19 protein-coding genes and 1 pseudogene are annotated in these 17,115 nt (G+C 72.1%); 11 read left to right on the top strand and 9 right to left on the bottom strand.

All coding sequences use genetic code 11. The features are described from left to right. Positions 1-130: 130 nt before the first annotated feature. The 3 genes from HUT10_RS32880 to HUT10_RS32870 are packed head-to-tail and all read right to left on the bottom strand — an operon-like array spanning position 131 to position 2,978. On the bottom strand, positions 131-799 hold the full coding sequence (locus HUT10_RS32880; RefSeq protein ID WP_176174742.1) for a GNAT family N-acetyltransferase: 669 nt from the start codon (positions 797-799) through the stop codon (positions 131-133). Next, on the bottom strand, positions 799-2,076 hold the full coding sequence (gene glp / locus HUT10_RS32875) for a gephyrin-like molybdotransferase Glp (RefSeq protein WP_176174741.1): 1,278 nt from the start codon (positions 2,074-2,076) through the stop codon (positions 799-801). The genes HUT10_RS32880 and glp overlap by 1 nt, the downstream gene beginning before the upstream one ends. Continuing rightward, complete coding sequence (locus HUT10_RS32870) at positions 2,073-2,978, bottom strand: UTP--glucose-1-phosphate uridylyltransferase (RefSeq protein WP_176174740.1); 906 nt, start codon at positions 2,976-2,978, stop codon at positions 2,073-2,075. Before HUT10_RS32870 ends, glp begins: the two co-directional genes overlap by 4 nt. Before the next feature lie 24 nt (positions 2,979-3,002). Between HUT10_RS32870 and HUT10_RS32865 the strand changes: the two genes are divergently transcribed. From HUT10_RS32865 to HUT10_RS32855, 3 genes are all read left to right on the top strand, one after another. Then, entirely contained in the window at positions 3,003-3,593 is a 591-nt protein-coding gene (locus HUT10_RS32865) for a 5-formyltetrahydrofolate cyclo-ligase (RefSeq protein ID WP_176174739.1), read from the top strand. Positions 3,594-3,679: 86 nt separating this feature from the next. After that, positions 3,680-3,979, top strand: coding sequence for an FmdB family zinc ribbon protein (locus HUT10_RS32860; protein WP_176174738.1), 300 nt, complete (start codon positions 3,680-3,682; stop codon positions 3,977-3,979). 130 nt (positions 3,980-4,109) lie between these two features. Further along, positions 4,110-4,727 (top strand): SAF domain-containing protein, encoded by a 618-nt coding sequence (locus HUT10_RS32855; RefSeq protein ID WP_176174737.1) that lies wholly within the window; start codon positions 4,110-4,112, stop codon positions 4,725-4,727. 487 nt (positions 4,728-5,214) lie between these two features. Here HUT10_RS32855 and HUT10_RS32850 read toward each other — a convergent pair. Then, positions 5,215-6,123 (bottom strand): annotated as a pseudogene (locus HUT10_RS32850) (IS5 family transposase). Positions 6,124-6,352: 229 nt separating this feature from the next. Here HUT10_RS32850 and mscL point away from each other — a divergent pair. Next, the gene (mscL, locus tag HUT10_RS32845) at positions 6,353-6,778 is read left to right on the top strand and encodes a large-conductance mechanosensitive channel protein MscL (protein WP_176174736.1); all 426 of its coding nucleotides are present in this window, start codon (positions 6,353-6,355) and stop codon (positions 6,776-6,778) included. A gap of 5 nt (positions 6,779-6,783) precedes the next feature. Here the strand turns inward: mscL and HUT10_RS32840 are convergent, their stop codons facing one another. Both HUT10_RS32840 and HUT10_RS32835 read right to left on the bottom strand, forming a co-directional pair. Further along, on the bottom strand, positions 6,784-6,957 hold the full coding sequence (locus HUT10_RS32840) for a hypothetical protein (protein ID WP_176174735.1): 174 nt from the start codon (positions 6,955-6,957) through the stop codon (positions 6,784-6,786). A gap of 89 nt (positions 6,958-7,046) precedes the next feature. After that, the gene (locus tag HUT10_RS32835) at positions 7,047-7,547 is read right to left on the bottom strand and encodes a molybdenum cofactor biosynthesis protein B (protein ID WP_013230045.1); all 501 of its coding nucleotides are present in this window, start codon (positions 7,545-7,547) and stop codon (positions 7,047-7,049) included. Between the two features lie 123 nt (positions 7,548-7,670). Between HUT10_RS32835 and HUT10_RS32830 the strand changes: the two genes are divergently transcribed. Continuing rightward, the gene (locus tag HUT10_RS32830; protein WP_176174734.1) at positions 7,671-8,732 is read left to right on the top strand and encodes an NAD-dependent epimerase/dehydratase family protein; all 1,062 of its coding nucleotides are present in this window, start codon (positions 7,671-7,673) and stop codon (positions 8,730-8,732) included. Positions 8,733-8,847: 115 nt separating this feature from the next. Here HUT10_RS32830 and HUT10_RS32825 read toward each other — a convergent pair whose 3' ends face one another. From HUT10_RS32825 to HUT10_RS32815, 3 genes are read right to left on the bottom strand one after another with little or no spacing between them, the layout of a single operon-like run. Further along, positions 8,848-9,897, bottom strand: coding sequence for a sensor histidine kinase KdpD (locus tag HUT10_RS32825; RefSeq protein ID WP_176174733.1), 1,050 nt, complete (start codon positions 9,895-9,897; stop codon positions 8,848-8,850). Continuing rightward, on the bottom strand, positions 9,894-10,595 hold the full coding sequence (locus tag HUT10_RS32820) for a response regulator transcription factor (RefSeq protein WP_176174732.1): 702 nt from the start codon (positions 10,593-10,595) through the stop codon (positions 9,894-9,896). Before HUT10_RS32820 ends, HUT10_RS32825 begins: the two co-directional genes overlap by 4 nt. A gap of 10 nt (positions 10,596-10,605) precedes the next feature. Continuing rightward, positions 10,606-12,000: a hypothetical protein gene (locus tag HUT10_RS32815; RefSeq protein ID WP_176174731.1), complete on the bottom strand. Its 1,395-nt coding sequence runs from the start codon at positions 11,998-12,000 to the stop codon at positions 10,606-10,608. Positions 12,001-12,160: 160 nt separating this feature from the next. Here HUT10_RS32815 and HUT10_RS32810 point away from each other — a divergent pair, with 160 nt between their 5' ends. The 6 genes from HUT10_RS32810 (at position 12,161) to HUT10_RS32785 (ending at position 16,906) form a co-directional block, all read left to right on the top strand. Further along, complete coding sequence (locus tag HUT10_RS32810) at positions 12,161-12,805, top strand: glycosyltransferase family 2 protein (RefSeq protein ID WP_176178131.1); 645 nt, start codon at positions 12,161-12,163, stop codon at positions 12,803-12,805. Next, positions 12,802-13,485: a DUF2064 domain-containing protein gene (locus HUT10_RS32805; protein WP_176174730.1), complete on the top strand. Its 684-nt coding sequence runs from the start codon at positions 12,802-12,804 to the stop codon at positions 13,483-13,485. The genes HUT10_RS32810 and HUT10_RS32805 overlap by 4 nt, the downstream gene beginning before the upstream one ends. Then, entirely contained in the window at positions 13,485-14,117 is a 633-nt protein-coding gene (locus tag HUT10_RS32800; protein ID WP_176174729.1) for a class I SAM-dependent methyltransferase, read from the top strand. The genes HUT10_RS32805 and HUT10_RS32800 overlap by 1 nt, the downstream gene beginning before the upstream one ends. Further along, entirely contained in the window at positions 14,114-15,232 is a 1,119-nt protein-coding gene (locus tag HUT10_RS32795) for a molybdopterin-dependent oxidoreductase (RefSeq protein WP_176174728.1), read from the top strand. Before HUT10_RS32800 ends, HUT10_RS32795 begins: the two co-directional genes overlap by 4 nt. Positions 15,233-15,737: 505 nt before the next feature. Continuing rightward, a complete protein-coding gene (locus HUT10_RS32790; RefSeq protein WP_176174727.1) occupies positions 15,738-16,028 on the top strand; it encodes a transposase in 291 nt (96 codons plus the stop codon). Further along, positions 16,025-16,906, top strand: coding sequence for an IS3 family transposase (locus tag HUT10_RS32785; RefSeq protein WP_176174726.1), 882 nt, complete (start codon positions 16,025-16,027; stop codon positions 16,904-16,906). The genes HUT10_RS32790 and HUT10_RS32785 overlap by 4 nt, the downstream gene beginning before the upstream one ends. Positions 16,907-17,115 lie beyond the last annotated feature (209 nt).

Raw genomic sequence — 17,115 nt, 5'->3', positions numbered from 1 at the left:
ATCACGTTAGTCACAGGAGTAACAGATCGGGCGCAGACTCGCCGGGTTCGATCACGGAAAAGCCTCACCGGATTAGGTGAAACTCACAGCATGTGGTAACGCGGCTACGGACCCGGGTGGGTAATCACGTTCAGGCGTAGTCCGCGCGGCCCGCGGCGACCAGCCGCGACACCAGGCCGACCCCGGTTTCCTCGCGGGTCAGCGCGTAGCAGTAGTGGTCCCGCCAGCCGCCCGCAACGTCGAGGTAGCGCTCGAAAAGGCCCTCGCGCCGGTAGCCGGCTTTGGTGAGAACCCGCAGGCTGGCGGCGTTTTCTGGACGCACGGTGGCCTCCAGCCGGTGCAGGCCGGCCGAGCTGAACGCGTGGTCGGTGACGAGCGCGACGGCGGCCGTCGCCACCCCGCCGCGGACCACCTCGGATGACACCCAGTAGCCGATCCAGGCCGACCGGAGGGACGCCCGGACGACGTTACCCACAGTGATCTGCCCCGCGAGACGACCGTTCAGGGTGATCGTGAACGGGAGACACTGACCACGCCGAGCGAGCGACCGCAGAGCCGCCCACTGGGAAGGCCACGACCAAAAGGCGTTGCGTTCGGGCCACGGCCCGACACCGGTGGGCTCCCACATTTCGAGGTGCGCGCGGTCCCGGAGCCGGATCCGGCTCCATTCGCCGGCGTCGCGCAGCCGCACCGGCCGGATCGCGACCTCGCCCGCGGGCACCCGCAGCGGGCCGAGCCGCGCCGGCCAGCCCGGGTGCCTGCTCTCGACCGGATAGGACACGCCCGACACGGAGTTCATCAGGCCCGTTGCGCCAGGAACGTGACTTGGACCTGGTCGCCCGCGGCGACTTCGGTCAGCTCTTCCGGCACGTTGATCAGGCAGTTCGCTTCGGCAAGGGACGCAAGCAGGTGCGCCCCGGACTGGCCGAGCGGCTGGACCAGGTACTCGCCGTTGGCCTCGTCGCGCAGCAGCTGGCCGCGGAGGAAGCCGCGCCTGCCCTCGGTCGAGGTGATCGGCGACAGCAGCCGCGCGCCGACGATCCGCCGGTGCGGGTTGCGGGTGCCGCGCGCCGCGCGGATCAGCGGCCGCACCAGGACCTCGAACACCACCAGCGCGCTCATCGGGTTGCCCGGGATGAGGAACGTCGGCACCGAGTCGGGGCCGAGCCTGCCGAACCCCTGCACCGAGCCCGGGTGCATCGCCACCCGCGTCATGTCGATCCGGCCGAGGTCGGACAGCGCGGCGTGGACCTCGTCGCCGGTGGCGCCCCCGGCGCCGCCCGCGACCACGACGATCTCCGACATCAGCAGCCGGCCTTCGACGACCTCGCGCAGCCGCTTCGGCTCGCTCGGCACGATGCCGACCCGGCTGACCTCGGCGCCCGCGTCCCGGGCGGCCGCGGCCAGCGCGTAGGAGTTGACGTCGTAGACCTGCCCGACCGAGGGCGTCCGGTCGATGTCGACCAGCTCGTCGCCGACCGACACGATCGACACCCGCGGCCGCGGGTAGACGAGGACCTTCGCCCGGCCGACCGCGGCCAGCAGCCCCACCTGCGCCGAGCCGATCGTGTCGCCGCGGCGGACCGCGACGTCCCCGATCTGGACGTCCTCGCCGGCCCGCCGCACGTACCCCGCCGACGGCACCGAGCGGTGCACGGTCACCTTCGCCTGGTGCCCGTCGGTGTAGGCGAGGGGCACGACCGCGTCGGCCAGCGTCGGCAGCGGCGCGCCGGTGTCGACCCGGACGGCCTGGCCGGGCTGGAGCCGCCGCGGCTGGCGCGAGCCCGCCGCGATCTCCCCGACGACCGGCAGCTGCACCGGCTCCTGCCCGGCGTTGCGCACGTCGACGCTGCGCACCGCGTACCCGTCGATCGCGGCCTGGTCGAAGCCGGGCAGCGCGTGCTCGGCGACCACCTCCTCGGCGCAGAGCAGGCCCTGGGCCTCGGAGATCGCCACCCGCACCGGCTGCGGCCGGACGGCCGCGTCCAGTGTCATCGCGATCTGCGCGTCGACCGAGCGGAACTCGGCCTCGTCCCCGGCCACCTCGGGCCGCGCCGCGTCGAGGGATTCCGTCATGGGCGCTCTGTCCCGATCCGTTCCGTCAGCCACGCCCGTAAAGATGGACCGTACTCGGGCGTTTCAAGCGCGAAATCGACCGCGGCACGCAGGAAACCACCCGGATTCCCCAGGTCGTGGCGTCCACCGCGGTGGACGACGACGTGCACGGGGTGTCCTTCGGAGATCAGCAGGGCGACCGCGTCGGTCAGCTGGAGCTCGCCGCCGCTGCCCGGGGTGATGCGCTTGAGCGCGTCGAAGATCGCCCGGTCGAGCAGGTACCGCCCGGCCGCGGCGTAGGTCGACGGCGCGTCCTCCGGCTTCGGCTTCTCGACCATCCCGTGCACGCGCTTGACGTCGTCGTCGCCGGTGTCGCTGACGTCGAAGACGCCGTACGGCGAAATCTCGGCCTTGGGGATGTCGAACGCGCAGAGCACGCTGCCGCCGAACTCGGCGCGGACCGCGCTCATCTTCTCGAGCACGCCGGTCGGCAGCACGAGGTCGTCGGGCAGCAGCACGGCGACGGCCTCGTCGTCCGGGCGCAGGTTCGGTTCGGCCTGCGCGACGGCGTGGCCGAGGCCGAGGGCCTGCTCCTGGATGGCGGTTTCGACGGCGAGCAGCTCGGAGCCCCGGCGCACCTTCTCGAGCAGGGCGGTCTTGCCCTTGCTCTCGAGGTTCTGCTCCAGCTCTGGCTGCTTTTCGAAGTACCGGACCACGGCGTCCTTGCCCGGCGAAGTCACGATCACCAGGCGTTCCGCGCCGGCGGCCGCGGCCTCGGCGGCGACCAGTTCGATGCCGGGGGTGTCCACCACCGGCAGGAGCTCCTTGGGCACGGCCTTCGTCGCCGGGAGGAACCGTGTCCCGAGGCCGGCGGCAGGCACGATGGCGGTTCTGAACGTCTGGGTGGTTGCGGCGCCCGTCATGGGCGCAGAGCCTAACGTGAGGTCATGCACGCGCTGGGCAATGAGCACCTGAGCAAGGCGGAGTGGCGTGACCGGGTGACGCGCGCCCGGGCGGAGCAGGCAGCCGAATCACACGCCCGGGAGGCGTCGGCGCTGGTCACTGCGGTGTCGAAGGTCACAGCGAGCACGGTCTGCGCGTACCTGCCGTTCGGCACCGAGCCGGGCACGACGGCGTTCGTCGACGCGCTGGTGGCGACCGGCGCGCGAGTGCTGCTGCCGGTCATCGTGTCGCGGACGGATCCGCTCGACTGGGCCGAGTACACGGGCGAGGCCGACCTGGTGCCCAGCCGGTTCCGCGGCATCCGCGAGCCGGGCGGGAAGCGCCTGGGCACCGACGCCGTGGGGGCGGCGGAGCTGGTGCTGGTGCCCGCGCTGGCCGTGGACCACCAGGGCGTCCGGCTCGGCCGCGGCGCCGGGCACTACGACCGCTCGCTGGGGTCCGCCGCGCCCGGCGCCGCGCTGCTGGCCGTGGTCAGGGACGAAGAGCTGGTCGAACGGCTGCCCGGGGAGCCGCACGACGTGCGCATGACCGGGGCCTTGACACCGGGTCGGGGCGTGGTCGAACTGCCGGTGTGAGCAACCAGGAATTGCCTTCCGGGAAGGTTTTCCCGCACAATCGGGTTAGCACTCAGGTCGGATGAGTGCCAGCAAAGGAGCCGTCAGTGCCTACGTACCAGTACGCCTGCAAAGAATGCGACCACCGGTTCGAAGCCGTGCAGTCGTTCTCGGACCCCAGCCTGACCGTCTGCCCGCAGTGCTCCGGGGCGCTGCGCAAGGTCTTCAGCTCGGTCGGCGTCGTCTTCAAGGGGAGCGGGTTCTACCGCACGGACTCCCGCGACTCGAGCAAGTCGAGCACCGCGGCCGCCCCGGCGAAGACCGAGACCAAGACGGAGTCGAAGTCCGACACGAGCTCGGCATCCTCCTCTTCGACCACGACGAAGACGACCGCTGCGGCCTCCTGACCCGCAGGTTATCCACAACACCCCGGTTGTCCACAGATGCCGGACGAGACCCTTTCGACGGTCCGTCCGGCTTCCCTAACGTCGATCTCGTGCAGCACACCGCCGCACCAGATCCGGCCGAGGGGACCCCATGGACATCCTGTCGAAGCTCCGCCCGTTCGACCCGACCCGGCTGCAGAGCCGGCGGACGCGGCTCATCCGCCGCTGGCTCGCCGCCGGCCTGCTGGTGCTGGGCGGCCTGCTCCTGGCCCACCCCGGCCTCGCGCGAGGCGCACCGACCGTCCTCGCGGCCCACGACCTCCCGCCCGGCACGACGCTGAGCGCTGCGGACGTCCGGCTGGCCGACATCCCCGACGAAGCACGTCCAGCGGGCGTACTGACGTCCCTAGACGCCGTCGAGGGACGCCTGCTGGCGGGCGCTGTGCGCTCCGGTGAACCACTGACCGACGTCCGCCTGGCCACGGCACCCACGGCGGTGGATCCGGGCACGGCAACCGTCCCAGTCCGCCTTGCCGACGAGGCCGTGGCTGAACTGCTCCAGCCCGGCCAGCAGGTCGACATCATCGCGGCTCCGGACCAAGCGGCTCCCGCTTCGGTGCTGGCTGCTGGGGCAACGGTGGTGACGATCGGCCATCGGCAGCCGGCCACTCCCAAGGGACCGCTGGTCCTGCTCCGGCTCCCGGAGGCCTCCGCGACCCGGGTGGCGGCAATTTCCCTGGAGCGTCCGGTGACAGTCACTCTTCGCTAGCCGCCGACCGACCGGCCGCGATCCCGCCGCGGGTGCTCCCAGAGCGGCGACCGTCCCGGTCCGGCTGGCCGAATCAGCGTCGCCAGAGCAGACAGCGCATGCTCCCACGCGGCGGCGGCGTTCCTCGCTGGCCATCAACCACCGACCGACCGGCGGCGATCCCGCGACGGGTGACCCGGCCTTCCCCCGCGCGGCAGGCCACGGTTAAACGCCGAGAGCCCACCAACCCAAGGGCGGCGATTTCGCAGGAGCGTCTGGTGACCGTCGCTCTTCGCGAACCGTCGACCACCGACCGACCGGCGGCGATCCCCGCCACGGGCAAACCGGTAGGGCGGCCGTCCCGGTCCGGCTGGCCGGATCAGCGTCGCCAGAGCAGACAGCGCATGCTCCCACGCGGCAGCGGCGCTCTTCGCCGGCCATCGACCACCTACCGACCGGCCGCGACCCCCACCCCGGGTTACCCCTGAAGGAGACCATCCAGGCCCGACTAGGGCGTGTCTGATAATGCTTTGATCCAGGCGATGACGGCGTGCATGACGACTGCTGACCGGTAGACGATGGCGAGCTTGTCGTAACGAGCAGCCAGGCCGCGCCACTGTTTGAGCAGGTTGAACCGTCGCTCGACGACGTTGCGGCCGCGGTAGTCCACCGCGTCGAACGCGGGTGGTCGCCCGCCGCGAGAACCGCGGCGTTTGCGATGTCCAGCCTGATCAGCTGGCTCCGGGATTACGGCGGTGATGCCGCGGTCGCGCAGGTGTCCACGGATCGCGCGCGAGGAATACGCCTTGTCACCGCGGACCCGGTCAGGCCGGGTCCGGGCCCGACCGCGTCCAACCCGGGCGACGTGTAGATGCCGCATCAGATGCGGAAACATGGGCGCGTCGCCAGCCTGACCAGGACCGACCAGTGCAACCAACGGTCGGCCGTTGCCGTCGACGAGGTGGTGCACCTTGGTGCTCCATCCGCCGCGGGAGCGGCCGATGGCGTGGTCAGGCGGCTCGGTCAGCAGTTCCGTGTAGTTCGACCCAGCCCCCTGTGAGGCGGGTGATGTGGGTGGCGTGCTGATGCGCCCGGGCGATCGTGGAATCCACCGACACCGACCAGTCCACCAGGCCGGCCGCGTCGGCTTCGGCGAGCAGTCGCTGCAGCACGGTGTCCCAGGTGCCGTCACCGGCCATCCGGCGATGCCAGGTCCAGATCGTCTGCCACGGACCGAACACGCCGGAACATCCCGCCACGCCAGCCCGCACCGATACCGGTAAATGATCCCCTCCACCATCGCCCGCGCATCCGAGAACGGCCGACCACGCCTACCGGTCCGAACCGGCAGCAGATCCTCGATCAACGCCCACTGATCATCCGAGAGCAACTGAAACCGCGACACGACCAGCAGCATCCCAGCAACCAGCCGAGACCTTTGTCAGACACGCCCTAGTCGAATCCGCCTCGCGCCGGCAAGCAGCTCCTGCCCGCGCAGCCCAGCGCCAGCCGAACTCCGAAACAACCATCCCGAGGGCGGTGATTTCACTGAAGCGTCCGGTAACGGTTACTCTCCGCTAGCCCACACCCGCCAAGACGGGCCGGGCGTCCCCTTCCCGGTTCCTGGCTTCATGAGGAGAGCAAAGGTGTTCAAAGGCTTCAAGGACTTCCTGATGCGCGGCAACGTCGTGGACCTCGCCGTGGCGGTGGTCATCGGCTCGGCGTTCACGGCGATCGTCACGGCGTTCACCAACGGCCTGATCAAGCCCCTGATCAGCACGATCGGCGGCACGGACGCGGCAAACGGCCTCGGCTACCAGATCTTCGACAACAACAAGGCGACGTTCCTGGACTTCGGCAGCGTCATCAACGCGGCGATCAACTTCGTGCTGGTCGCGGCGGTCGTCTACTTCGTCATCGTGTTGCCGGTGAAGAAGGTCCAGGAGCGCCGCAAGCGTGGCCAGGAGCCGGGTCCGTCCGAGCCGACGGACGTGGAGCTGCTGACCGAGATCCGCGACCTGCTGCGCGCCCAGCAGACCCAGCAGTCCCAGCGCGGAACCGACCTCGACTGACGAGGTCAGCGGTCGTGGTGCGGAGGCCGGTTCTCCCGGTACCAGTCATCCGGGAGACCGGAGCGCCGCTCCGGGTCGCGTTCGTCGGAGGTCGTCTCGGGCAGGACGTCCCCGAAGATCTCGTCGACCCGGCGGCGCTGCTCGCTGCTGGTCTTGGGGTCGCGCTGCTGTCCGGCCATACCCCCAGTGTCCCACGACGCGATGTTTGACAACTCCAGAGCGAAGCCCGGAGTGACCATGTGTCACCCCGGGGCCGGCAAAGCGGAGATCAGACCTCTTCGAGGCCGGAAAGCTCGTCGATCACGTGCGGAACGAGCGAGGTCAGCGTCGCCATCCCGTCGCGGACCGCGGACCGCGACCCGGCGAGGTTGACCACCAGCGTGCTGCCCGAAACCCCGGCGAGCCCCCGCGAGATCCCCGCGTCGACCGCGCCGGCGGCCAGCCCGGAGGCGCGGATGGCCTCGCTGATGCCCGGGATCGGCCGGTCGAGCACACCGGCGGTGGCGTCCGGCGTCCGGTCGCGCGGCAGCACACCGGTGCCGCCGACGGTGATCACCAGGTCGGCGCCGCCGATCACGGCGGTGTTGAGCGCGTTGCGGATACCCGCGGTTTCGGCCTCGACGACCACGACACCGTCGACGATGAAGCCCGCTTCTTCGAGCAGCTCCGTGACCAGCGGGCCAGTGGTGTCCTCGTGCTCGCCGTGCGCCACGCGATCGTCCACGATGACCACGAGGGCCCGGCCCAGCCGTTGTGCACTCCGTTCCATGGCGCCCACCGTAGCCGGTTTGCGTGGCCGGGCGCCGGGAGGTGCCGGGCGAGTCCTGACGATTCGGTGACGTGCCGCGGCGAGCCCCCGCGGACCCCGCCGAAGCCCCCTAGCGTGGCCGGTGTGCGCGTACTGGTCACCGGCGGAGCCGGGTTCATCGGGTCCCACATCGCCGACCTCCTGGCCGACGACGGCGACGAGGTCGTGGTGCTGGACAACCTCCTCGCCACGGCCCACGGTTCCCGGACCCCGCCGCCGTACACGGGCCGGCACCGTTTCCTGCGCGGCGACGTCACGGACGCGGAGATCGTCGCGGAGCTGCTGGACGGCGTCGACGCGGTCTGCCACCAGGCGGCGGTGGTCGGCCACGGCATCGACCCGTCCGACGCCCCGTCGTACGCGCTGCACAACGACTACGGCACGGCGGTGCTGCTGGCCGGAATGCACGCGGCCGGCGTCCGGAAGCTGGTCCTGGCGTCTTCGATGGTGGTTTACGGCGAAGGCCGCTACGCGTGCCCGGAGCACGGCGTGGTGGCTCCATCGCCCCGCCGCCAGTCCGATGTGGACGCGGGCCGGTTCGAGCCGCGGTGTCCGTCGTGCGAAGCGGAGCTGAGCTGGCAGCTGGTGCCCGAGGACGCTCCGCTGAACCCCCGCAGCACGTACGCGGCGACGAAGCTGGCCCAGGAACACCTGGCCGGTGCCTGGGCCCGTCAGACGGGCGGCACGGTGTGGGCGATGCGCTACCACAACGTCTACGGCCCGCGGATGCCGCAGAACACGCCGTACGCGGGAGTCGCGTCCCTCTTCCGTTCGGCTCTGGTGCGGGGCGAAGCGCCGCGCGTGCTGGAGGACGGCCGCCAGCAGCGCGACTTCGTCCACGTCCACGACGTGGCCAGGGCGAACGTCCTGGCTCTCCGGACAGCGGGCCCGGCGGCCGACCTCACCCCGCTGAACATCTGCTCCGGCATCCCCCACACGGTCGGCGACCTGGCAACGGAGCTGGCCCGAGCCTGCGACGGCCCGGCCCCGGAGGTCGTGGGCGGCGCCCGCCCCGCCGACGTCCGGCACGTGGTGGCCGACCCCGCCCGCGCCCGCAAACTGATCGGCTTCACCGCGGAGATCGGCTTCGAGCGGGGCATCGCCGACTTCGCGACGGCGGAACTCCGGGAGCCGGTCTCCCCCTGACGGCCCGGCCCGCGGCGAGCACCCCGACCACCGGATCGCGGCTCCGGGCCGCCCACACGGGCAAGCAGCCGCAGCCAACGCCGGGCCCGGTTCCGGGGCAACCCGCCTGCGGCGCCTACGGCATCGCGAGCGGCAGGCGCACCTCGAACCGGCACCCCGGCCCGTGGTTCTGCACCCCGATCCGCCCCCGGTGCGCCTCGACCAGCCCCTTGGCGATGGCCAGGCCGAGCCCGCCCCCGCTGGTCGTCCCGCCGCGCTCGGGCGTCCGGGCCTGCGTGCCGCGGAAGGCGACGTCGAAGACCCGGTTGATCTCGTCGTCCGGGATGCCGCCGCAGGAGTCGTCGACGGCGAGGAGGGCCTCGTCGCCGTCGACGCCGATCTGCACCGCCACCGTCCCGTCGGGCGGGGTGTGCCGGATCGCGTTGGACACCAGGTTGCGCACGATCCGGGCCAGTTCCGGGTCGCTGCCGGTCACCACCGGCCAAGTCGACGCGTTGGCGAGCACCCGGACCCGCTTCCGCTCGGCGACCGGGGCCTGGGCGGCGACAGCGTCGCTCACCACGTCCCGCAGCGGCACCGCGGACATCGTGAGCTCCAGCGCACCCGCGGTGATCCGCGAGAGCTCGAACAGGTCGCCCACCATCGCGGAGAGCCGCCGGGTCTCGCCGCCGATCCGCTGGGCGTAGTCGGCGACCTCGTCGCGTTCGGACACCACGCCGTCGGCCAGTGCCTCGGCCATCGCCTGGATCCCGGCCAGCGGGCTGCGCAGGTCGTGGCTGATCCAGGCGACGAGTTCGCGCCGCGACGCCTCGGCGGCGCGTTCCCGTTCGCGCGCCTCCCGTTCCCACACACTGCGGCGCGCGATGGCCCGGCCGAGGATGATCGCCGCGGGCACCGTGACCAGCGCGACGAGCAGGCAGACCAGCAGCATCGTGGTCAGGGCCGGGGTGAACATGAAACCGCTGATGCCCAGGACGCCGACCAGCGTCGCGAGCACCGGGATCAGCACCAGCACCGTGAGCGTGGTGGCCAGCGAGCCGCGGCGCAGGACGTACAGCGCCACCCCGCCCAGCGCCGCGACCGGCAGCGAGAACATCAGCGCGAACGGGAGGATGTGCCAGAGATGCGTGAGCATCTCCGGGATGGATTCTCCGGACCCGATCACGGTTGCTCCCGGTCGTAGCGGTAGCCGACGCCCCACACGGTCGCCACCCGGGCCGGCTTGGCCGGGTCGCGCTCGATCTTCTCGCGCAACCGTCGCACGTGGACGGTCACTGTGGACTGGTCGCCGAAGTCCCAGCCCCACACCTTCTCGAGCAGGTCCGATCGCGAGAAGGCGACGCCCGGGTGGGCGAGGAAGAACGCCAGCAGGTCGAACTCGCGGGTGGTGAGCGGCAGTTCGCGGCCGGCGAGGGTCGCGGTCCGCGCCTTCATCTGCAGGCGCAGGTCGCCGTCCACGAGCTCGGCGGCGGCCGGCTCCGGGCGGGGCATCCGGGCGCGGCGCAGCACCGAGGCCACGCGCAGGGCGAGTTCCTTGGGGCTGAACGGTTTGGTCACGTAGTCGTCGGCGCCGAGCTGGAGCCCGGCGATGCGGTTCTCCTCCTCGCCAAGGGCGGTCAGCATGACGATCGGCACCTGGCTGACCTGGCGCAGCCGGCGGCACACCTCGAGGCCGTTGATGCCCGGCATCATGACGTCGAGCACGACGAGGTCGGGTTCGTGGGCGGCGAACTTGGCCAGGCCCTCGCCACCGTCACCGGCCATGTCGACGGTGAACCCGGCCACTTCGAGGTAGCGGCGGACGACGTCGCGGACCGTCTCGTCGTCGTCGACCACGAGCACGCGCCCGGCCTGATCGTTCATCACGTCTCCCTCACCAGCCCGTCAGCAGCAGGTGGTTGACGGCCAGCGCCGTCGCCGCCTGCGCGGCCAGCCACCACCGGCGACCGGGCCGCGGCAGCAACGCCGTCAGGGGCAGCAACCACACCCCGAACGGTAGCCAGATCCGCTCGGTCTCGGCTTTCGACAGGCCCGAAACGTCGGCGAAGAGGATGGCGGCCAGGGCGGCGAGGCCGAGCAGGAGCACCGGATCGGTGAGCAGGGCTCGGCGCGGGGACGCGAAACCGCGCCGGACGGCGGCCACGACCGCCGGGCCGAGGGGGACGACGACCGCCGCGAGGTCGGCCCACACCCAGTACGAATAGGGCCGGACCAGCGCGACGCCCTGGTAGTAGCGCTCGACGACCAGGTGGTAGCCGTCGAGCCACCAGAAACCGGCCCAGGCGAAGACGCCCACGACGGCGAGCGCCGCGAAGATCGCCAGTGCCGCCGCCCGCCACTGGCGGCCGAGGATGGCGACGGCCACCGCGAGCACGCCCAGCAGTACCAGGCCGTAGGACAGGAAGATCCCGAAGCCGAGCAGCACCCCGGCGGCCAGCCCGGCCGGGACGGCGTACCGGCGGCCGCGGGTGAAGCCCGTCGCGGACAGGGCGAGCAGGGCCAGCCCGGTGGCGGTCACCCCGGCGAACAGGCCGTCCGCGGACACGCCGATCCACACCGCGCCGGGGGTGAGGACGGCGAACGGCAGCACCGCGCGGGCTGCCTCGGGCCGGCCGAGGAGGGCGACCGTGGCCGGCACGGCGACCGCGACCAGGCTGCCGGTGAGCACGACGGCCGTGGCCGCCCAGGCGCCGCCGTGCAGGCCGATCCGGTCCAGCCAGACGAAGACGAGCGTCGCACCCGGCGGGTGACCGGACACGTGCGTCGTCCACGAATGCGGCTGGAAGTCGAGGATGCGGGAGGAGAACTCGCGCAGCATCCGCGGGATGTCGGTGATCCCGGGGACCTCGTGGAGGTACTCCTGCGGGATGGTGAGCCGCCCGGCGAACCCGCGCGCCCAGCCGTCGACCATGGCCAGGGAGAAGATCCAGGCGAGCGAGGCCAGGTAGCCGACGCCGAGCGCGCGGCGCCACGGCACGCGAGCGGCCAGTGCCGGGCCGTGCAGCACCACCGCGACCGCCACGAGCACGGCGAACACCGAGCCCGGGCCGACGTGCGGCAGCCAGTCGGCGAACAACGGCGGCGCGGACACGAAGATGATCACGCCGGAGTGCGGCCGGTTGTAGTACAGGCCGACCGCGGTGGCCGCGGCGACGAGCAGCACCGCCGCGGCGACCGCGACGAGATCGGCGCGGCGGCCGCGGACCGGGGCTTCGGGTTCACGGGCAGGCGGCTCGGCGAGCCGGGCTGCCGTTTTCGGCTCGCTCATCGCCGCCAACCGTAGGGCCACGGCGGGCGGTCCGCGCCCCGGGAACGGCAGCCGTAACGACGCGGTAAGAACTCGTCGAACGTCATGATTCGGTAAGCGCCGCAAGGGTTCTGCGTCGCTCACGTCCGGACTTACGGTCGGCGCCGTGACTGACTTGGAAGTGGACGTCGTCCTCCCCTGCCTCGACGAAGCGGCTGCGCTGCCGGGCGTGCTGGCCGGCCTGCCGCCGGGCTACCGCGCGATCGTGGTCGACAACGGTTCGTCCGACGGCTCCCCCGAAGTGGCGGCCTCGCTCGGCGCGAAGGTCGTCCACGAACCGCGCCGCGGGTACGGCGCGGCCGTGCACGCGGGCCTGGAAGCCGCGACCGCGGACATCGTGTGCTTCGCCGACGCCGACGGGTCACTGGCCCTCGCCGACCTGCCGCGGCTGGTGACCGCGGTCGGGCAGGGCGCGGACCTGGCCGTCGGCCGCCGGGTGCCGACCGGGCCGGGGGTGTGGCCGTGGCACGCCAGAGCGGGCAACGTCGTGCTGGCGCTGCTGTTGCGCAGCCGTGGCCTGCCGGTGCGGGACATCGCGCCCCTGCGCGCGGCGGACCGGCGGGCCCTGCTCGGCCTCGGCGTTGCCGACCGGGCGTTCGGCTACCCGCTGGAGCTGCTGATCAAGGCCCAGCGGGCCGGGTGGCAGGTGCGCGAGTTCGACGTCCGGTACGGCGAGCGCGCCCGTGGCACGAAGTCGAAGGTGTCCGGGTCCGTGCGGGGGACGCTGCGCGCGGTCCGCGACTTCGGGCGGGTGCTGGCCCGATGACGCCTCCGTTCGTCCTGCTGGTCGTGGCCAAGGCACCGGTACCCGGCCTCGCGAAGACCCGGCTCTGCCCACCCGCGACGCCGGCCCAGGCGGCCGGGATCGCCGCCGCCGCGCTGCTCGACACGCTCGACGCCGTCTGCGCGGTACCCGGGGCCTTGCCCGTGGTCGCGATGACCGGCGACCTCGGTGCCGCCGCCCGGGGTACTGAGATCGGAACGGCGCTGCGGGGCGCGACCGTCATCCCGCAGCGCGGCTGGGACTTCGGCGCCCGGCTGGCGAACGCCCACGCCGATGCCGCCGCGGTCCACACCGGCCTGCCGATCCTCCAGATCGGCATGGACACGCCGCAGGTCACGCCCGAATCCCTGGCCGCGGCGGCCGCACCGGTCCTGCACCACGGCCACGACTCCGTGCTCGGGCCGGCCACGGACGGCGGCTGGTGGGCGCTGGGCCTCGCCGAACCGCGGCACGCGCAAGTCCTCGCGGGCGTCCCGATGTCCCGCGACGACACCGGCGAGCGCACCCTACGTGCCCTCACGGCGAGCGGACTCCGGCCGGCGCGGGCCGCCGAACTGTCCGATGTGGACACCATGGTGGACGCCCGCGCGGTGGCGGCGGCGTGCCCGGGCGGCCGGTTCGCCCGCGCCGTCGCGGCCGTCGGCGGACAGGCGGTGGCGTGATGACGGCCCCGGTGACCACCGGCCACGAGTTCGACCACGGCCTGCTCGGCCACCGGTGCTGGCTCGAGCTGGCGAACGGCGAGCGGATCGAGCTGGCGGTGGAACGCTGGGCGGAACCGTCCGCGGGCGACGACGTCCTGCTCGACGCATGTTCCGGGCCCACCATCGACCTCGGGTGCGGGCCCGGGCGGCTGACCGCGGCGCTGGCCGGGCGTGGGGTCGTCGCGCTCGGTGTGGACAGCTCCCACACGGCCGTCGGGCTGACCCGGCGTCGGGGTGGAATCGCGTTGCAGCGCAACATCTTCGACCGCCTGCCCGGCGAAGGGCGGTGGCGGCACGCCCTGCTCGCGGACGGCAACATCGGCATCGGCGGCGACCCGGCCACGCTGCTGCGGCGCACCGCCCGGCTGCTCGCCCCCGGCGGGGACGTCCTCGTCGAGCTGGAGCCGCCCGGGCAGGGGCTGCGGCACGAGCGCGTCCGGCTCCGGCCCGGTCACGCCGACGTCGCCTGGTTCACCTGGGCCTGGGTGGGGGTGGACGCAATCGCCGAGGTCGCCGTGCGTGCCGGCCTGCGCGTCGACTGGACCACCCGCCACGGGCACCGCTGGTTCGCGCGATTGGAGCGACCGTGAAACTCCCGATCCCGGCGGAGGAACAGTTCCGGGCCGCCGCCCACCACGAACGCGTGACGTCGAAGATCGGCCTGGCCCTCGCCGTCACGTTCACGACGTGCTTCGTCACCGGGTTGCTCAGCCACCTGATCCAGCACCCGCCAGGGTGGTTCTTCTGGCCCAGCCGCCCGATCGGGCTGTACCGCGTCACCCAGGGGCTGCACGTGATCTCGGGCGTGGCGTCGATCCCGTTGCTGCTGGCGAAACTGTGGAGCGTTTACCCGAAGCTGTTCGGCAGGCCGCTCGTCCGCTCGCTGCCGCACGCCCTGGAGCGGCTGTCGATCCTGGTGCTGTCCGGGGCGGCGTTCTTCGAGCTGACGACCGGGCTGCTGAACGTCGCGCAGAACTACCCGTGGGGCTTCTACTTCCCGCAGGTGCACTACGCGGTCGCGTGGCTGGCGATCGGCTCGATCCTGGTGCACGTCGCGGTGAAGCTGCCGATCATCCGCCGGGCGCTGAGCCGGACCGCCCCGGTCGAGGAGCCACCGGCCGAAGGGCTTTCGCGACGGGGTTTCCTCCTGACCACCGGGCTGGCGACCGGCGTCGCGGTCGTGGCCACCGCGGGCGCGACGGTCCCGTTCCTGCGCGGCGTCTCCGCCCTGTCCTGGAGGACCGGCAAGGGCACCCAGCAGCTCCCGGTAAACCGCACCGCGGCGGCCGCGGGCGTCACGTGGTCGCCGGACTGGCGGCTCTCGGTGGTGACCCCGCGCGGCACGGCGAAGTTCTCGCTCGACGAGCTGCGTGCCCTGCCGCAGACGACGGCGGAACTCCCGATCGCGTGCGTGGAGGGCTGGAGCCAGTCGGCGACCTGGCGCGGGATCTCCCTGCCCACGCTGCTGAAAGCCGCCGGCGCGGCCCCGGGCACGGCAGTCCGGGTGTCCTCTTCGGAGCGTGGCGGGCTGTACGGCGTCAGCGTGCTCCCCGGCGAGCACACGGCCGACGAGCTGACCCTGCTGGCCCTGGAGCTGAACGGCGAGGTCCTCGCGCCCGACCACGGCTTCCCGTGCCGGATCATCGCGCCGAACCGTCCTGGCGTGCTGCAGACGAAGTGGGTCACGAAACTGGAGGCGCTGTGAAGACCGCTCGTGCGCTCCTCGCGCTGCCGGGCCTGGCGGCGCTGGCGTGGGGTGTGGTGCTGTTCGCCGAGTACGCGCTGCCGCTGCGGCCCGACGTCTTCGGAACGGTCGGCTGGATCATCGGCGGCCCGATCCTCAACGACGCGGTCATCGCCCCGCTGACGGCGGTGCTCGGCTTCGCCCTCTCACGCCTCCTCCCGCCCCGCTGGCGCACCCCGGTGGTCGCGGGCACGGTCATCACGGCCGCGCTGGCCGTCCTGGCGTTCCCGCTCCTCTGGCGCCCATACGGAACCCCACCCATGCCCGGCCTCCACGACACGAACCCAGTCCCCGGCCTGGCCGCAACCCTGGCAGTGGTCTGGCTAGCGGTAGCCCTGACGGCCCTCCGCCCCCGCCGCAATGCCCCACCAATCACACGTGATGCCCCACCAATCACGCGAGTGGAGTTGCCCCGTGGGGCCGGACACCTTGATTCCAGACAGTGGTCTGGAGGGAGGATGTCCTGGTGTCTCGCAGGTCGAAGTATCCGGAGCAGTTCCGTCGTGACGCGGTCGAGCTGGTCAACTCGAGTGACCGGCCGTTGCGGCAGATCGCCCGCGAACTCGGGGTCAACCACGAGACGCTGCGCTCGTGGGTGAACGTGGCCAAGCAGGCCGCCGAAGCCGGGCCGCCGGCAGAGGACCCGGCGGTGACCGATGAGGTGACGCGGTTGCGGAAGCAGGTCGCTGAGCTGCAGAAGGAGAAGGAGATCCTGCGGAAAGCGGCCGCCTATTTTGCGCGCGAGATGGATCGATGATCTACCGCTACCGGTTCATCTCCGAACACCGCACCACCTTCGGTGTGAAGCGGTTGTGCCAGGTCCTCGGCTTGCGCCGGCAGGGCTTCCACGAGTGGGTCGCCGCCGAGGAGGCCCGGGCCGCGCGGGCGGAGGCCGAGGCCGGGCTGGTTCGGGTGATCGCCGGAATTCACGCCGAGCACCGGGGTGCTTATGGGGTGCCGCGAGTGACTGCGGAGCTGCACCGGCGCGGGATCGTGGTGAATCACAAGCGGGTGGAGCGGCTGATGCGGGAGCACGGGCTGGCCGGGATCACCCGCCGCAAACGCCGAGCGTTGACCCGGCCCGCGGCCGGCCCGACCGCGCCGGTCGGTGATCTGATCCGCCGCGACTTCACCGCATCCGCGCCCGGCACCCGGCTGGTCGGGGACATCACTTGCCTGCCCACCTTCGAGGGCTGGCTCTACCTGGCCACCGTCATCGACCTGCACACCCGCGAAATCGTCGGCCACGCCATGGCCGACCATATGCGCACCACCCTGGTCTGCCAGGCCATCGACCTCGCCGCAGCCCGCGGCCTCATCCAGCCCGATGCGGTGTTCCATTCCGACCGCGGCGTCCAGTACACCTCCGGCCAGTTCCGCACCGCGCTCGCCGAAAGGAAGATCCGCCCGTCAGTGGGGCGGGTCGGGTCCTGCTACGACAACGCCGTCGCCGAAGCCTTCTTCGCCACGTTGAAGACCGAGATCGGCACCACGATCTGGCCCACCAGAGCAGCAGCCCGCCACGACGTGTTCACCTGGCTGCGCTACTACAACAACAAGAGACTGCACTCCGCCATCGGCCAGCACACCCCGGCCGAAGCCCGAACCAACTACGCTCAAGCCCTGGCTGCCTGAAAACCCCGTGTCCGCCCCACCGGGGCAACTCCACGAGATACCCCACCAGACACACGAGACACGCCCTCAATCACGCGAGACACGCCCCCAAGCACACGGGAAACGTCTCCAATCACGCGAGAGACCCCACCTGGCACCCCAACCGCCCCGCCAAACACGCGAACCGACCCACCAGAGACCCCAACCGACCCTCCAGGCACGCCAGCCGA

The organism is Amycolatopsis sp. Hca4 (assembly GCF_013364075.1).
In the GTDB taxonomy this organism is placed as follows: Bacteria; Actinomycetota; Actinomycetes; order Mycobacteriales; family Pseudonocardiaceae; genus Amycolatopsis.
Note: the sequence above shows the minus strand (reverse complement) of the source record. Positions and strands in the feature narration are given on the sequence as shown.

What these genes read in the sequence shown, in the direction of transcription:
- HUT10_RS32840 (WP_176174735.1), bottom strand. Translation starts at nt 6,957, where the DNA reads ATGGCCGGACAGCAGCGCGACCCCAAGACCAGCAGCGAGCAGCGCCGC.
- HUT10_RS32880 (WP_176174742.1), bottom strand. Translation starts at nt 799, where the DNA reads ATGAACTCCGTGTCGGGCGTGTCCTATCCGGTCGAGAGCAGGCACCCG.
- HUT10_RS32805 (WP_176174730.1), top strand. Translation starts at nt 12,802, where the DNA reads ATGACGCCTCCGTTCGTCCTGCTGGTCGTGGCCAAGGCACCGGTACCC.
- HUT10_RS32865 (WP_176174739.1), top strand. Translation starts at nt 3,003, where the DNA reads ATGCACGCGCTGGGCAATGAGCACCTGAGCAAGGCGGAGTGGCGTGAC.
- HUT10_RS32870 (WP_176174740.1), bottom strand. Translation starts at nt 2,978, where the DNA reads ATGACGGGCGCCGCAACCACCCAGACGTTCAGAACCGCCATCGTGCCT.
- HUT10_RS32855 (WP_176174737.1), top strand. Translation starts at nt 4,110, where the DNA reads ATGGACATCCTGTCGAAGCTCCGCCCGTTCGACCCGACCCGGCTGCAG.
- HUT10_RS32835 (WP_013230045.1), bottom strand. Translation starts at nt 7,547, where the DNA reads ATGGAACGGAGTGCACAACGGCTGGGCCGGGCCCTCGTGGTCATCGTG.
- glp (WP_176174741.1), bottom strand. Translation starts at nt 2,076, where the DNA reads ATGACGGAATCCCTCGACGCGGCGCGGCCCGAGGTGGCCGGGGACGAG.
- HUT10_RS32820 (WP_176174732.1), bottom strand. Translation starts at nt 10,595, where the DNA reads ATGAACGATCAGGCCGGGCGCGTGCTCGTGGTCGACGACGACGAGACG.
- HUT10_RS32800 (WP_176174729.1), top strand. Translation starts at nt 13,485, where the DNA reads ATGACGGCCCCGGTGACCACCGGCCACGAGTTCGACCACGGCCTGCTC.
- HUT10_RS32785 (WP_176174726.1), top strand. Translation starts at nt 16,025, where the DNA reads ATGATCTACCGCTACCGGTTCATCTCCGAACACCGCACCACCTTCGGT.
- HUT10_RS32815 (WP_176174731.1), bottom strand. Translation starts at nt 12,000, where the DNA reads ATGAGCGAGCCGAAAACGGCAGCCCGGCTCGCCGAGCCGCCTGCCCGT.